Source organism: Sulfitobacter rhodophyticola (assembly GCF_041281685.2).
Lineage (GTDB): Bacteria > Pseudomonadota > Alphaproteobacteria > Rhodobacterales > Rhodobacteraceae > Sulfitobacter.
Window position 1 is genome coordinate 77,874 of sequence record NZ_CP166248.2, and the last position, 14,258, is coordinate 92,131.

11 protein-coding genes and 3 pseudogenes are annotated in these 14,258 nt (G+C 62.6%); 5 read left to right on the forward strand and 9 right to left on the reverse strand.

What is annotated here, in order from left to right:
* The first annotated feature begins 13 nt into the window (after nucleotides 1–13).
* Nucleotides 14–948 (forward strand): annotated as a pseudogene (locus tag AB4X18_RS00390) (LysR family transcriptional regulator).
* On the opposite strand, the gene uraH reads toward AB4X18_RS00390, so the two are convergent.
* Nucleotides 933–1,286, reverse strand: a complete 354-nt coding sequence (uraH, locus tag AB4X18_RS00395) for a hydroxyisourate hydrolase (RefSeq protein ID WP_370398846.1) — start codon at nucleotides 1,284–1,286, stop codon at nucleotides 933–935. The pseudogene AB4X18_RS00390 and the gene uraH overlap by 16 nt on opposite strands.
* 145 nt (nucleotides 1,287–1,431) lie before the next feature.
* Here uraH and puuE point away from each other — a divergent pair.
* The 3 genes and pseudogenes from puuE (at nucleotide 1,432) to AB4X18_RS00410 (ending at nucleotide 4,813) form a co-directional block, all read left to right on the forward strand.
* A pseudogene (gene puuE, locus AB4X18_RS00400) lies at nucleotides 1,432–2,845 on the forward strand (allantoinase PuuE).
* Nucleotides 2,842–3,342 carry an ureidoglycolate lyase gene (locus AB4X18_RS00405; RefSeq protein WP_370398847.1) on the forward strand — a complete coding sequence of 167 codons (501 nt, stop codon included), beginning with the start codon at nucleotides 2,842–2,844 and terminating at the stop codon, nucleotides 3,340–3,342. The pseudogene puuE and the gene AB4X18_RS00405 overlap by 4 nt, the downstream one beginning before the upstream one ends.
* Before the next feature lie 37 nt (nucleotides 3,343–3,379).
* A complete protein-coding gene (locus tag AB4X18_RS00410) occupies nucleotides 3,380–4,813 on the forward strand; it encodes a nucleobase:cation symporter-2 family protein (RefSeq protein ID WP_370398848.1) in 1,434 nt (477 codons plus the stop codon).
* Between the two features lie 71 nt (nucleotides 4,814–4,884).
* Here AB4X18_RS00410 and AB4X18_RS00415 read toward each other — a convergent pair whose 3' ends face one another.
* The 6 genes from AB4X18_RS00415 to bhcA form a co-directional block, all read right to left on the reverse strand.
* Complete coding sequence (locus AB4X18_RS00415; RefSeq protein WP_370398849.1) at nucleotides 4,885–5,175, reverse strand: CcdB family protein; 291 nt, start codon at nucleotides 5,173–5,175, stop codon at nucleotides 4,885–4,887.
* Complete coding sequence (locus AB4X18_RS00420; protein WP_370398850.1) at nucleotides 5,163–5,417, reverse strand: type II toxin-antitoxin system CcdA family antitoxin; 255 nt, start codon at nucleotides 5,415–5,417, stop codon at nucleotides 5,163–5,165. Before AB4X18_RS00420 ends, AB4X18_RS00415 begins: the two co-directional genes overlap by 13 nt.
* A 76-nt stretch (nucleotides 5,418–5,493) precedes the next feature.
* The gene (gene bhcD / locus AB4X18_RS00425; protein ID WP_370398851.1) at nucleotides 5,494–6,459 is read right to left on the reverse strand and encodes an iminosuccinate reductase BhcD; all 966 of its coding nucleotides are present in this window, start codon (nucleotides 6,457–6,459) and stop codon (nucleotides 5,494–5,496) included.
* A gap of 134 nt (nucleotides 6,460–6,593) precedes the next feature.
* Nucleotides 6,594–7,757, reverse strand: coding sequence for a 3-hydroxy-D-aspartate aldolase BhcC (bhcC, locus tag AB4X18_RS00430; RefSeq protein WP_370398870.1), 1,164 nt, complete (start codon nucleotides 7,755–7,757; stop codon nucleotides 6,594–6,596).
* 14 nt (nucleotides 7,758–7,771) lie between these two features.
* Complete coding sequence (bhcB, locus tag AB4X18_RS00435) at nucleotides 7,772–8,743, reverse strand: beta-hydroxyaspartate dehydratase BhcB (protein ID WP_370398852.1); 972 nt, start codon at nucleotides 8,741–8,743, stop codon at nucleotides 7,772–7,774.
* Nucleotides 8,740–9,930, reverse strand: a complete 1,191-nt coding sequence (gene bhcA / locus AB4X18_RS00440) for an L-aspartate--glyoxylate aminotransferase BhcA (protein ID WP_370398853.1) — start codon at nucleotides 9,928–9,930, stop codon at nucleotides 8,740–8,742. Before bhcA ends, bhcB begins: the two co-directional genes overlap by 4 nt.
* Nucleotides 9,931–10,096: 166 nt before the next feature.
* Here bhcA and bhcR point away from each other — a divergent pair, with 166 nt between their 5' ends.
* Nucleotides 10,097–10,945: an HTH-type transcriptional regulator BhcR gene (gene bhcR, locus AB4X18_RS00445; protein WP_370398854.1), complete on the forward strand. Its 849-nt coding sequence runs from the start codon at nucleotides 10,097–10,099 to the stop codon at nucleotides 10,943–10,945.
* On the opposite strand, the gene AB4X18_RS00450 is transcribed toward bhcR, so the two are convergent.
* Together AB4X18_RS00450 and AB4X18_RS00455 are read right to left on the reverse strand one after the other, a co-directional pair.
* Complete coding sequence (locus AB4X18_RS00450) at nucleotides 10,942–11,766, reverse strand: bifunctional allantoicase/(S)-ureidoglycine aminohydrolase (protein ID WP_370398855.1); 825 nt, start codon at nucleotides 11,764–11,766, stop codon at nucleotides 10,942–10,944. The genes bhcR and AB4X18_RS00450 overlap by 4 nt on opposite strands.
* Before the next feature lie 209 nt (nucleotides 11,767–11,975).
* Nucleotides 11,976–14,130, reverse strand: a pseudogene (locus AB4X18_RS00455) (malate synthase G).
* Nucleotides 14,131–14,258 lie beyond the last annotated feature (128 nt).

Below are 14,258 nucleotides of genomic sequence, written 5' to 3' on the forward strand. Positions count from 1 at the left end.
AAAAAGCCAAACAATGTCCTATCTTGATAACATCCGGACCTTCGTGCGTGTCTATGAACTGGGCAGCATGTCGGCAGCGGGGCGGGATCTGCGCATTTCGCTGCAGCGGTCACGTCGTCGCGGATATCGCAGCTTGAAGAACACCTGAGCGTGCGGCTGTTTCAGCGCACCACCCGCAGCCTGACGCCGACCGAACAGGGCAAGGCGTTCTATGGCGGGGCGAGCGAGATCCTGGAAGCGGTCGAGAGCGCCGAGGCGCAGGTCGTCAACATCACCGATAACCCCAAGGGGTCGCTTTATGTCGCCGCACCGTTGGGGATGGGGCGACGGTTGATCGCGCCGCTGGTGCCGGGGTTCCTGCTGGAATATCCGGAGGTGAACCTGCGGCTGCGGCTGACGGACCGCAAGGTGGACCTGACCACCGAAGGGCTGGATCTGGCGTTCTTTCTGGGAGAACCCGAGGACAGCAACCTGCGCATTCGCAAGATCGCGGATGTGGAACGGATTCTGTGCGCCAGCCCGGATTACATCGCAGCGCATGGCAATCCGGCGGATGGCGGCGCGCTGATCTCCGGCGGGCATGAGTGTCTGAACCTGCGTTTTCCCGGCGCGACGGAGTTCCAGTGGCGGTTGCAGACCGCCGAGGGGCCGAAGCGGTTTCGGGTGACGGGGCGGTATGAATGTGATGATGGTGATGTGCTGACCCAATGGGCGCTGGCGGGCAACGGCATCGCGTTGAAGCCGCTTTTCGAGGTGGCCGAGCATGTGAAGGCGGGCCGTCTGGTGCCCGTGGCGGAGCAGACACCGCCGGTGCCCATTCAGATGGCGTGTCTGTTCACCCACCGGCGCAGGCAAGACCCCAAGACGCGGCTTTTCATGGAATACGTGATCGCGCGGATCACCCCGGCGGTGCGTGACGAGGCAGCCCCCGATCAGCTGCCGCGATAGGTGGAATAGCCGAACGGCGACAGCAGCAGCGGGACATGGTAATGTGCAGGGGCCGACATGCCAAAGCGCAGCGGGATCACGTCAAGGAAACGCGGGTCCTCCGGCGGGGTGCCGGTCGCATCAAGGTAGTCGCCGGCGTGGAAGACCAATTCATAGGTTCCGGTTTCGAAGGCTGCCGTCGGCAGGATCTGTTCGTCCGTGCGCCCATCGGCATTGGTGATCAGCGTGTTCAGCGGTGTCCGTGTCGTGCCATCAATCCTGAAGAGTTCGATCTTCAAGCCTTCTGCAGGACAGCCGCGTGCGGTGTCCAGTACATGCGTTGTCAGATACCCGGTCATGTCGTTCCTCCTGACGGTCAAAACCTTATAGACAGGGAAGGGGCGCGGGGGCAAAGGATCGGCAACCGAAGGCTCTTTCGTGTATTTTTTGAAAAACAGGCGGATTGTTTTGAAATATAGCTATGCCACCCAAGGGGGATAAGACGTGCAACGATACCCACGAGACATGACAGGCTATGGGGCGACCCCGCCGACGGCGGACTGGCCGGGCGGCGCGAAGATCGCCGTGCAGATCGTGTTGAACTACGAAGAGGGCGGAGAGAACAACATCCTGCACGGGGATGCCGCGTCCGAGGCGTTTCTGTCGGAGATCACCGGCGCGTCCGCTTGGCCGGGGCAGCGGCACTGGAACATGGAATCGCTCTATGAATATGGCGCGCGGGCGGGGTTCTGGCGCGTGCACCGGTTGCTGGGGGAGATGCCCGTGACCGTCTATGGCGTGGCTACCGCGCTGGCCCGTGCGCCCGAACAGGTCGCGGCGATGATCGCGTCAGGCTGGGAGATCGCCAGCCACGGGTTGAAGTGGATTGAACACAAGGACATGCCCAAGATGCAGGAGCGCGCCCAGATGGCGGAGGCCATTCGCCTGCATACGCAGGTGACGGGCACGCCACCGCGCGGCTGGTACACGGGGCGTTGTTCGAACAACACCGTGCGGCTGGCGGCGGAAACCGGGCAGTTTGCCTATGTCGCGGACAGCTATGCCGATGATCTGCCTTATTGGCTGGACTTTGACGGGCATGACCAGCTGATCGTGCCCTACACGATGGATTGCAACGACATGCGCTTTGGCATTCAGGCCGGGTTCACCAATGGGGATCAGTTCGAAAGCTACCTTAAGGACAGCTTTGATTATCTTTATGCCGAAGGGCAGGCGGGTGCGCCCAAGATGATGTCGATTGGCCTGCACTGCCGTCTGATCGGCCTAGCCTGGTCGTGCGGCGGCCCTGCGCCGGGTGATCGATCATATGAAATCCCATGACGACGTCTGGTTCGCGACCCGGCTGGAGATTGCCGAACACTGGGCCAAGGCGCATCCCCCCGCCAAGGCGCTGCGCCCGTCGCAGATGGAACATGCCGCCTTTGTCGAGGCGTTCGGCGGCATCTTTGAACACAGTCCCTGGGTTGCCGAAGGGGCCTATGACCTGGAACTGGGCCCGACCCATGACACCGCGCGCGGCCTGCATCAGATGATGGTGCGGGTGTTCCGCAGCGCAGCAGAGGAAATGCGCCTTGCAGTGCTCAAGGCGCATCCTGATCTGGCAGGCAAGCTGGCGGCGGCGAAACGGCTGACAGCGGAGTCCACTGCCGAACAGGCCTCTGCCGGGTTGGACGCGCTGACCGATGCGGAGCGGCAGCGGTTCACCGAATTGAACGACGCCTATACCGCTGAATTCGGGTTCCCCTTCATCATCGCGGTGCGGGACCACACCAAATCCAGCATCATGGCGGCGTTCGAACGCCGGATCGGGCAGGGCAGGGCGGCAGAATTCGCCGAAGCCTGCCGACAGGTGGAACGTATTGCCGAACTGCGCCTTGCGGAAAAGCTGGCGTCATGAGCACGCGGCTGGGGATCACGCCCCTGACGGCAGCGGATTTCGCCCCCTACGGTGACGTAATGGAAGCCGCAGGCGCGCCGGACAAGCTGATCAATCAGGGCAAATGCGGGCGTTTCCACGACCGGGCGCGGCTTGATTTCTCCGATGGCAGGGCCGGCGTCAGCATCTTTGAGGGAGAGGTGGAGACACTGCCCCTGACGCTAGCGATGATGGAGCGTCATCCGCAGGGCAGTCAGGCCTTCGTGCCGATGACCGATGATCCGTTTCTGGTCGTCGTTGCGGCGGATGGGGGCGGCGTGCCGGTAAATCCGCGCGCCTTTCGGACCGCGCCGGGGCAGGCGATCAATTTTCATCGTGGCACCTGGCACGGCGTGCTGACACCACTGGCCGCACCGGGACTTTTTGCCGTGATCGACCGCATCGGCGACGGGGCCAACCTTGAAGAACACTGGTTCGATCAACCCTACATCATCGACGACCAACCAGACCGGCAGTGAAAAAGTCGGCGCACTCCAACACCAAGAGGGACTAACCATGACAGATGCTTCCATCGGGACACCGGCACAGCTTCGTGATCCGAATTTCACCCCGGCCCTGCACCGCGCGGTGCCGCTTGGCATACAGCACGTATTGGCCATGTTTGTCTCTAACGTGACGCCTGCGATCATCATCGCGGGCGCGGCGGGCTTTGGTTTCGGCTCTGACGCGGGGGCGCAGGGCTTTCCGGACATGACGTACCTCATTCAGATGTCGATGCTGTTTGCGGGCATCGCGACCCTGTTCCAGACGATTGGCCTGGGCCCGGTCGGTGCGCGGCTGCCGATTGTGCAGGGGACATCCTTTGCGTTCATTCCGATCATGATCCCGCTGGTGGCGGGCAAGGGGGTGGAGGCATTGCCGGCCCTGTTCGGCGGCGTGTTGATCGGGGGCTTGTTCCATACGCTGATTGCGACCTTTATCGGCAAGATCCGTTTTGCCCTGCCGCCGCTGGTCACCGGGCTTGTGGTCACGATGATCGGTCTGGCGCTGGTCAAGGTGGGCATTCAATACGCCGCCGGCGGCGTCCCGGCCATCGACAAGCCGGAATACGGGTCCCTGCTGAACTGGTCGGCGGCACTGGTCGTGATCTTCGTGACGCTGGCGCTGAAGTTCTATGCGCGGGGGATGCTTGCGGTGTCTGCCGTGGTGATCGGGATTGCGGTGGGATACCTTTATGCGATGGCGATGGGCATGGTCACCGTCGAAGGCATCGCGACAAGCTGGGGCCGCGCGGCACCCATCGCCTTTCCGGTACCGTTCAAATACGGGATCGAATTCAGCGTCGCGGCGATCATCGGCTTTTGCCTGATGGCCTTCGTGTCGGCGGTTGAGACGGTCGGCGACGTGTCGGGCATCACCAAGGGCGGGGCAGGGCGCGAAGCGACCGAAGCGGAGATCACCGGCGCGACCTATGCCGACGGTCTGGGGTCTGCGGTGGCAGGTGTCTTTGGCGGCTTTCCCAACACGTCGTTCAGCCAGAACGTCGGCCTGATTGCCATGACCGGTGTGATGAGCCGCCACGTGGTGACCATCGGCGCACTGTTCCTGATACTGTGCGGGCTGGTGCCCAAGGTCGGCGCAGTGATCCGCACCATTCCGATCGAGGTGCTGGGCGGCGGTGTGATCGTGATGTTCGGCATGGTTGTGGCTGCCGGCATTTCGATGCTGTCGGACGTGAATTGGAACCGGCGCAACATGGTGATCTTCGCGATTTCCCTGTCGGTGGGTCTGGGTCTGCAACTGGACCCCAAGGCGGTGCAATACCTTCCCGATACGCTGCGTATCCTGATGACATCGGGCTTGCTGCCTGCCGCGCTGATCGCGATTGTGCTGAACCTGATCCTACCGGAGGACCTGTCGGATGAGTCCGTTGAAGAGGTATCGGGCGGCTTGCAGGGCCACGGCGACGGGTCGCTTGGCGGGCGCTGATGCCTGAGTTCTGGGGGAAGGCCCGGTCGCGTGATCGGGCCTTTTTTCGTCTCTGACGCAGGGGTTTCGGCCTAAACGCCCGACATCAGGATATCCACGGCACGGATGATCCTGTCACCCTCATCGGCGGCGCTGCCTGCGGCCTGCAAGCCGGAGCGGCGCACCGCCGCAATCAGCCGTGTGGCAAGGACAAGGCGGCGTTCGCCAAGCTGGATCGTGGGATTAAGATGTGTCACGGCGGGGTAATCAGGCAGCAGCGGGATCACCACGACTGCCGGATCAGGGGGCAACAGATCGCTTTCAACAACGACCATGGCAATGTCGCCATGCACGGCAATGTCAAAACGCTTCAGCCCTTCCATGTCGCCCCTGCGGGCCCGGCAAGGATATCGGACAGCGGGTGATCGTGGGTGTCGTGCCAATCGGCCTGCGCGGCAAAGGCGTCGGCGTTTTCGGCAAGCCAGTTCTGCTGCTCCGCCTCCGCCACGGCGCGCCGCAGCGCATCGTCAGCCACGGCAGAGACGTTCACCCCAAGGGTGCGCGCGGCATCCAGGGCCGCGGCGTCGAGGGTCAGGGATGTCTTGCGTTTGGTTGCAGTGGTCATACGGTTACACCCGATGGAATATACCGTATGAATATACCACAAATGGAGGATTGATCAAGCACAGGCTCTGATACGCCTAGAAATCGACCTCTATCGCGACGCCTTTTTCAATGGCCAGATCAACGACGCGTGCCGCGACCGCCAGATCCTGAAGGCCCACGCCCGTGCCGTCAAACAGCGTGATTTCATTGTCAGACGTCCGGCCCGGGTGCGTGCCGTTGATCACCGCGCCGATCTGGTGCACGTCGCTTTCTGCGATCAGCCCCGCGGCGATGGCGTGCTGTGCCTCGCCGATGCTGGTGGATTGCGCGACCTCGTCGGTAAACACGGTCGCGCGCGCCAGCAGCGCCGCTTCGACCTCCTGTTTGCCCTTGGTGTCGGTGCCCATGCAGGCGATGTGGGTGCCCGGCGCGATGTGATCCGCCATGATCGTCGGCGCGAAGGTGGAGGTGATGGAGATGATCACGTCCGCCTCTGCCAGACCGTCCAGTTCGACCGCCTCGAACGGCACGCCGGCCTCTGCCGCGACCTTTTCGATATTGGGCAGCATCTCCGGATGATAGTTCCAGCCGATGACCTTTTCGAATTCGCGCTGTTCCAGTGCGGCGCGCAGTTGGAAGGTGGCCTGATGGCCGGCACCAACCATGCCCATGACCTTCGCATCCTTCCGCGCCAGATGCTTGATCGAAACGGAGGAGGCAGCGGCGGTGCGCAGCGCGGTCAGCAGGTTGCCGCCCACCATGGCGCGGACCATGCCGGTGTCGGGATCGAACAGGAAGACCGTGGACTGGTGGTTGATATGCCCGAACTTTTCAAGGTTGTTGGGCCAGTAGCCGCCCGCCTTCAGGCCCAGCGTCAGCCCCGCGCGGTCAAACCCGCCCTTGAAGCCGTACAGTGCGTCTTCATGGTCGATGGCCTCGCGGATGACCGGGAAGTTGTAGGCGTCTTCGGCAGCCATGGCGGCAAAGACCTTTTCCACGGCGTCAAAGGCCGCATCGCGGGTCATTAGGGAGGCGATTTCGCGTTCGGGGACGATGTGCATTTTGGGGGGGTCCTTGGGGTATTTGGCGTAAAGGTGCGCAGTTAATGCGAGCATCGGTGCGCAATGAATGCGCACCCTACGGATGGTGTGATCGAGCGGGTGTAGGGTGCGCGTTTACCGCGCACCGTCGTCGATCAATACGCCTTGCCGCGTGCGGACACGGGCCAGACGGTTTCGACCTTGCCGCCCCGCACACCGACATACCAGTCGTGCACGTTGCACGTGGGGTCGCAGTGGCCCGGCACCAGCCGCAGCTTGTCATTGACCTTGAGCACCCCGTCGGGATCCGCCACGACGCCGTGTTCATCCGAACACTTGACGTATTCCACATCATCGCGCCCGTAGATGAACGGCAGGCCGCTGTCGACCGATTGCGCCTTCAGGCCCGCATCGACAATCGCCTTTTCCGGCTTGGCGTGGGACATGACGGTGGTCAGCAGGAACAGCGCGTTTTCCCATTCGCCTTCGTCGATCCGGTTGCCGTCCTTGTCGAGGATGCGGCCATAATCGGCGTCCATGAACGCGTAGGAGCCACACTGCAGTTCATTGAACACGCCGGACGCGCTTTCAAAGTAGTAGCTGCCCGTGCCGCCACCGCCGACGATGTCACATTCCAGCCCTTCGGCCTTCAGCGCGGAAACGGCGTCCTTGACCATGTCGATGGCGATCTGGGTCTTGCCCTGCCGTTCCTCATAGCTGTCGAGGTGCTGCATCGCGCCCTGATACGCCTGAATGCCCGCGAACTTCAGCCCTTCGGCCGCGTCGATGGCCTTGGCCAGCTCCACCACCTGCGGGGTGGTGGTCACGCCGCACCGGCCCGCGCCGCAGTCGATCTCCACCAGACATTCGATCTGGGTGCCGTGCTTGACCGCGCCTGCGGACAGGTCCGCGACGTTGGCCGGATCGTCCACACAGCAGATCGCGCGCGCGCCCCATTTCGGCAGACGCGCCAGACGGTCGATCTTGGCCGGGGCTGTCACCTGGTTGGAAACCAGCACGTCCTTGATGCCGCCGCGCGCGAACACTTCCGCTTCCGACACCTTCTGGCAGCAGACGCCACAGGCCCCGCCAAGGGATTCCTGCAGCTTCTGCACGTCGACAGATTTGTGCATCTTGCCGTGGCTGCGGTGGCGCATGCCGGCGGCCTTGGCGAAATCGCCCATCTTCTTCACGTTGCGTTCCAGCGCATCCAGATCCAGCACGAGGCAAGGGGTCTGGATGTCCGCTTCGTCCATGCCGGGCAGGGCAGGGATGTCATAACCGACTTCGTAGTCTTCGAATTTCGCATGGGTGTTCATGGCGTGCGTTCCCTTCACTTGATCCATGGCAATTTGTCGAGATCGACATTGCCGCCTGTTACAATCACACCGACCCGCTTGCCCGCGAACCGGTCCTTGTTCTTGAGGATGGTGGCCAGCGGCACCGCGCAGCTGGCTTCCATGACGATCCGCAGGTGCTTCCAGGTGATCTTCATGGCGTCGATGATCTCTTCCTCGGAGGCCGTCAGGATGTCCGTCACGTGGTTGGACACGAAATGCCAGGTGCGTTCCTTCAGCGGCACCAGCAGGCCATCCGCGATGGTCTGGGGCGCATCATCGGCGATGATGTAGCCCGCTTTGAAACTGCGATAGGCATCGTCGGCCTGCTCCGGCTCTGAGGCGATGATCTGCACTTCGGGGGCCAGTGTGGACAGCGTCAGACAGGTGCCCGAAATCATCCCGCCGCCGCCGATGGGCGCGACCATCATGTCCAGCCCGTCAACCTGTTCGATGAATTCCTTTGAACAGGTGCCTTGCCCCGCGATCACGCGCGGATCGTTGTAAGGGTGCACAAAATCACCCCCGGTTGCGGCCTGCACCTTGGCAAATGTTTCTTCGCGCGACGTCGTCGATGGTTCGCATTCGGTGATCACGCCGCCATAGCGGCGCACGGTGTCCTTCTTGGCCTGAGGTGCCGTGCGCGGCATGACCACGTTGCACGGGATGCCCCGGCGCATGGCCGCATAGCTGAGGCAGGAGGCGTGGTTGCCCGACGAATGGGTCGCCACACCGGCCTTGGCCTGTTCATCGTCCAGCCCGAACACCGCGTTCGCGGCCCCGCGCACCTTGAAGGCACCCGGTTCCTGAAAGTTCTCGCATTTGAAGAACAACTCGGCCCCGGTCAGTTCGTTCAGATAGGCAGAGGTGCGGATCGGTGTCCGGTTGATGTGCGGCTTGATGCGTTCATGGGCATCCAACATGTCCTGATAGGTCGGCAGGTCGAGCTTGTCATCGTCCAGCATCATGCAGCGTCCTTGTGTGCGGCGGCCGGGTTGGCGCGGTAGAATTCCTGTGCCGCGGCAACGCCGGAGCCCAGCTTGATATCAAGGCCCAGATCGACCATGCACATCTCTGCCGTGGCCAGACCGCTCAGCATCATCACATCCGTCAGGCTGCCCAGATGGCCGATGCGGAACACCTTGCCTGCGACTTCCCCCAGACCCACACCAAAGGCCACGCCATAGGTGTCGGCGGCATGGGTCACGATGTCAGTGGCGTTGAACCCTTCGGGTGTGCGGATCGCGCTGACGGTATCGGAATAGACGTCCGGCGATGCGGCACACAACTCAAGCCCCCAGGCGTCCACCGCGCGACGCACGCCATTCGCGATGCGGGCATGGCGGGCAAAGACGTTTTCCAGCCCTTCCTCCAGCAGCATGTCCAGCGACAGCTTGAGACCGTTCATCAACCCAACGGGCGGCGTGTAGGGAAAGGCGCTGGCGTCATAACCCTTTTGCATGTCCTTGATGTCAAAGAAGGTGCGCGGCAGCGTGGCCGTGTCGGCGGCAGCAACGGCCTTGTCGGAAAAGCCAACGATGGCCAGACCGGCGGGCAGCATGAACCCCTTCTGGCTGCCTGTCACGGCGATATCCACGCCCCAAGCGTCGAACTGGAAATCCATCGACGCGATGGAACTGACGCCGTCCACGAACAACAGGGCAGGGTGGCCCGCCGCATCCAGCGCCCGGCGCACGGCGGCGATGTCGGATTTGACGCCCGTCGCGGTTTCATTGTGCGTCGCCAGCACGACCTTAATGTCGTGGCCGGTGTCGGCGCGCAGGATCTCTTCGTACTTGGCGGCAGGCAGACCCTGACCCCAAGGCGTCTCCACGATCTGCACATCCAGCCCGTGACGCTGGCACATGTCGATCCAGCGATGGCTGAACATCCCGTTGCGCGCGGCCAGAACCTTGTCGCCCGCGCTGAGCGTGTTGGTCAGCGCCGTTTCCCAGCCTCCCGTCCCGGTGGAGGGCAGAATGAAGACATGCGCGTTATCGGACTTGAGCACCTTGCGCACACCTTCAAGGCAGGGATGCAGGATCTTGCCGAATATCGGTGAGCGATGGTCGATGGTGGCCATGTCGCAGGCTTTGCGCAACTCCTCCGGCATATTCGTGGGGCCGGGAATGAATACGGGGTTCTGGAAGCTCATGCTGGTCTCCTTTTGGCGTTGACCTAACGTAGGGAGGTTCGATGGCGAGGGATATTTTTTTGAAAACATTTTTCATTTCGAGGCAGTTTCGAAAAAACGCCTGTTGTCAGAGGGTTAAATTTTTCATATCGTGAATGCAAATTTCACTTTGAAAGAAATAGTACTAATGACCGCTCAGGATTCGCAGAATCAGACAGCCCGTAAATCGCGCGGTCGGCCCCGCGACTGGCATGACAAGACCGCCCAGAACACGATCAAATCGCTCGACCGCGCGATGGAGGTGTTCGAATTCCTGAGCGAGGCACAGGGCAAGACGCTGTCGACGCTTGCCGCCGACATGGGGCAATCGCCCGCCACGATCTACCGCATCCTCGTCACGCTGGAGGGCAGGGGGCTGGTGGAGTTCGACCAGATCGATCAGGTCTGGCACATCGGCCCGCGTGCCTTCGTCATCGGCGCGCGGTTCCTGCGCCGAACCAGCCTTGTGGATCGCGCGCGCCCCATCATGCGGCAGCTGATGGAACAAACCGGGGAAACCGCGAACCTTGGCATCGAACAGAACGGCCATGTGCTTTTTGTCAGCCAGGTGGAAACACACGCCAGCATCCGCGCGTTCTTTCCGCCTGGCACGCTGTCGCGGCTGCATGCTTCCGGGATCGGCAAGGCGCTGATGGCGCAGATGGACACCGCACGGGTCGACAAGCTGCTGGCGGCGCGGCCGTTGGAAGAATTCACCACCTTCACGCTGACCCGGCGGGATGCTCTGCTGGCCGATCTGGCGGAGACCCGCGCGCGCGGTTTCGCCATCGACGGGGAGGAACGCAATCTGGGCATGCGCTGCATCGCGGCGCCGGTGTTCGACCTGCACGGCGAAGCGGTGGCGGGAATATCCGTCTCCGGCCCCACATCGCGCGTGGGGGCGGACCGGGTCGCCGATTTCAGCCCGGCGGTGGTGGCAGCGGCGCGGGATCTGACGGCGGCCGTCGGGGGCGTGCCGCCGACCGCGCAAACCTAGCGCAGCGTCAGCGGCATCTGCCGGTTCACGTCCTTGTATAGCAGATAGCGAAACCGCCCCGGCCCCCCGGCATAGCAGGCCTGCGGGCAAAACGCGCGCAGCCACATGTAATCCCCGGCCTCCACCTCGACCCAGTCGGTGTTGAGCCGGTAGGCGGCCTTGCCCTCCAGCACGTAAAGCCCGTGTTCCATCACATGCGTTTCCAGAAACGGGATCACCGCGCCGGGTTCAAACGTGACGATGTTGACATGCATGTCATGGCGCATGTCCGCAGGATCGGCAAAACGCGTGGTGGCCCATTTGCCATCGGTGCCGGGCATGACCGTGGGTGCGATGTCCTGTTCGTTGGTGATGATGACCTCGGGCGGGTCGATCCCGTCGACCGCCTGATAGGCTTTCCTGATCCAGTGGAACCGCAGGGTGTCATCGGTGGTGTTGCGCAAGGTCCATTTCAAATCCGGCGGCAGATAGGCATAGCCGCCGGGGGTCAGGTCATGGGTCTGCCCGTCGACATCAAGGCGGGCCGTGCCTTCGACCACGAACAGGACGGCCTGTGCGGTGGGATCGGTTTCGGCCCGGTCGGACCCGCCGCCGGGGGCCACTTCCATGATGTAGTGGGAAAAGGTTTCCGCAAACCCGCTCAGCGGTCGCGCGATCACCCACAGGCGCGTTTCGTCCCAGAACGGCAGGAAACTGGTCACGATATCGCGCATGGTGCCGCGCGGGATCACGGCGTAGGCCTCCGTGAAAACCGCGCGGTCGGTCAACAGCTGATCCTGCCCCGGATGGCCGCCCTTGGGGGCGTAGTAACTGGCTGACATGGCGTGTCGCTCCCTCGTTAACTCTGGGGGAGTGTACGGGACACCGCCTGCAAAGCTACGGGTCTTCGCAGGGTAGAAGTCTTCGGGATTTTTTGAAAATGGCGGGGCGTGCGGGGCGCATGAACGTAGGGTGCGCATTTACTGCGCACCTTGGTGTCAGGGTCTAATGGCGGACGGTGCGCAGTAAATGCGCACCCTACGGCACAGCGTTACCCCTGCTGTGCTTTCAACTCCAGCCGACGGGCGTGGAGGGTGGGTTCGGTATAGCCTGAAGGATCCTGCGTGCCGCCGAACACCAGATCACAAGCCGCCTGAAACGCGATGCCGTCAAATCCCGGCGCCATCGGCTGGTAGGCCGGGTCGCCCGCGTTCTGCCGGTCCACCACTTCCGCCATCTGGCGCAGGATCGCATCGACCTCGTCCTTGCTGACCACGCCGTGATGCAGCCAGTTCGCCACATGCTGCGCGGAGATACGGCAGGTCGCGCGGTCTTCCATCAGGCCCACATCGTTGATGTCAGGCACCTTGGAACAGCCGACCCCCTGATCAATCCAGCGCACCACATATCCCAGAATGCCCTGCACGTTGTTCTCCACCTCGCGCCGGATCTGGTCCTTGGTCCACTTGCGATAGCTGGCGACGGGAATGTCCAGCAACGCCTCCACATAGGCGCGCCGCCCGCCCTTGGCGATCTGCGCCTGCACGGCAAAGACATCGACCTTGTGATAGTGCAGCGCATGCAGCGTGGCCGCCGTGGGGCTGGGCACCCAGGCGCAATTGGCCCCGGCCTTGGGGTGTTCGATCTTGGTCTCGATCATCGCGGCCATGTTGTCGGGCACGGCCCACATGCCCTTGCCGATCTGCGCACGCCCCGACAGACCACATTCCAGCCCGATATCGACGTTCTGGTTTTCATAGGCCGTGATCCAGCCCTTGCGCTTGATGAAATCCTTGCGGCTGAACGGTCCGGCTTCCATGGAGGTGTGAATTTCATCGCCCGTCCGATCCAGAAACCCGGTATTGATGAAACAGACCCGGCTTTTCGCCGCGCGGATACAGGCCTTGAGGTTCACGGACGTGCGCCGTTCCTCGTCCATGATGCCCAGTTTGACCGTGTTGGCGGGCAGGCCCAGCACCTTTTCGACGTGATCAAAGATCTCGGTGGCAAAGGCGACCTCTTCCGGCCCGTGCATCTTGGGTTTGACCACATAGACAGACCCTTCGACGGAATTGCGCATGCCGCCCGTTTTCTTCAGGTCGTGCAGGGCGATCAGCGTGGTGATCATGGCATCCATCATGCCTTCGAACACCTCGTTCCCGTCCCGGTCCAGGATCGCGGGATTGGTCATCAGGTGCCCGACATTGCGCACCAGCAAAAGCGCGCGACCCTTGACCGACATCTCCCCGCCGCGCGGCGCGGTATAGGCGCGGTCGGCGTTCAGCGTGCGGGTCATTTCTGTACCGCCCTTTTCAAACGTCTCCGACAGATCGCCTTTCATCAAGCCCAGCCAGTTGGCATAGGCCAGCACCTTGTCTTCGGCATCGACGCAGGCCACGGAATCTTCCATGTCCACAATCGCAGACACCGCCGATTCCAGCAGCACGTCCGCCAGGCCGGAGGGGCTGTTGCGCCCGATGGGATGGGTGTTGTCGAACACCAGTTCCACATGCAGCCCGTTGTTGCACAGCAGGACCGACGTGGGCGCATCCGCGTCGCCCCGGTAGCCCACGAATTTCTCCGGTGCGATCAGGCCGGTGCCATCCACCAGCAACGCGCCGTCCCTGACGGTATAGGACCCGGCGGCGGCGTGGCTGGTGCCCTTGACCGGAAACGCCTCATCCAGGAACACCGCCGCACGGGCCACCACCCGGCCCCCGCGCCCGTCATCAAAGCCCCCCGCAGGCGGCGGCGTGCCCATCGCATCGGTGCCATAAAACCCGTCATAAAGACTGCCCCACCGCGCATTCGCCGCATTCAGCACAAACCGCGCATTGGTGCTGGGCACCACAAGCTGTGGCCCGGCGATGCTGGCGATCTCGGGATCAACGTTGGTGGTGTCGATCTGGAAATCATCACCCTCCGGCAGCAGATAGCCGATCTCGGACAGGAACGCCTTGTAGGCAACGCCGTCATGCGCTTGCCCCTGCCGCTCCCGGTGCCAGCTATCAATCGCCGCCTGCAGGTCGGCGCGCTTGTCCAGCAAGGCACGATTGCGCGGGCTGAAATCATGCACCAGCGCGGAAAGGCCTAGCCCAAAAGTCATCGGGCGCAACCCCGGTTCCCGGCAGGGCGTTCCCTTCAATGAAGTCAACCAGTTCAGCTGCAATGGCAAGATCAGCGCGATCCAGGCGGTCAGTCGTCATCTTTTTGAATTCCGTATTCTTGGTCAGGTCAATGCACACCATGTAGACGGTGGTATACGCGTCGACTATCCCGAAACGGGCCCGGTTGACCAGTCCGTTGCCGCGCGCCCCTGCGACAAGGCAAAGAG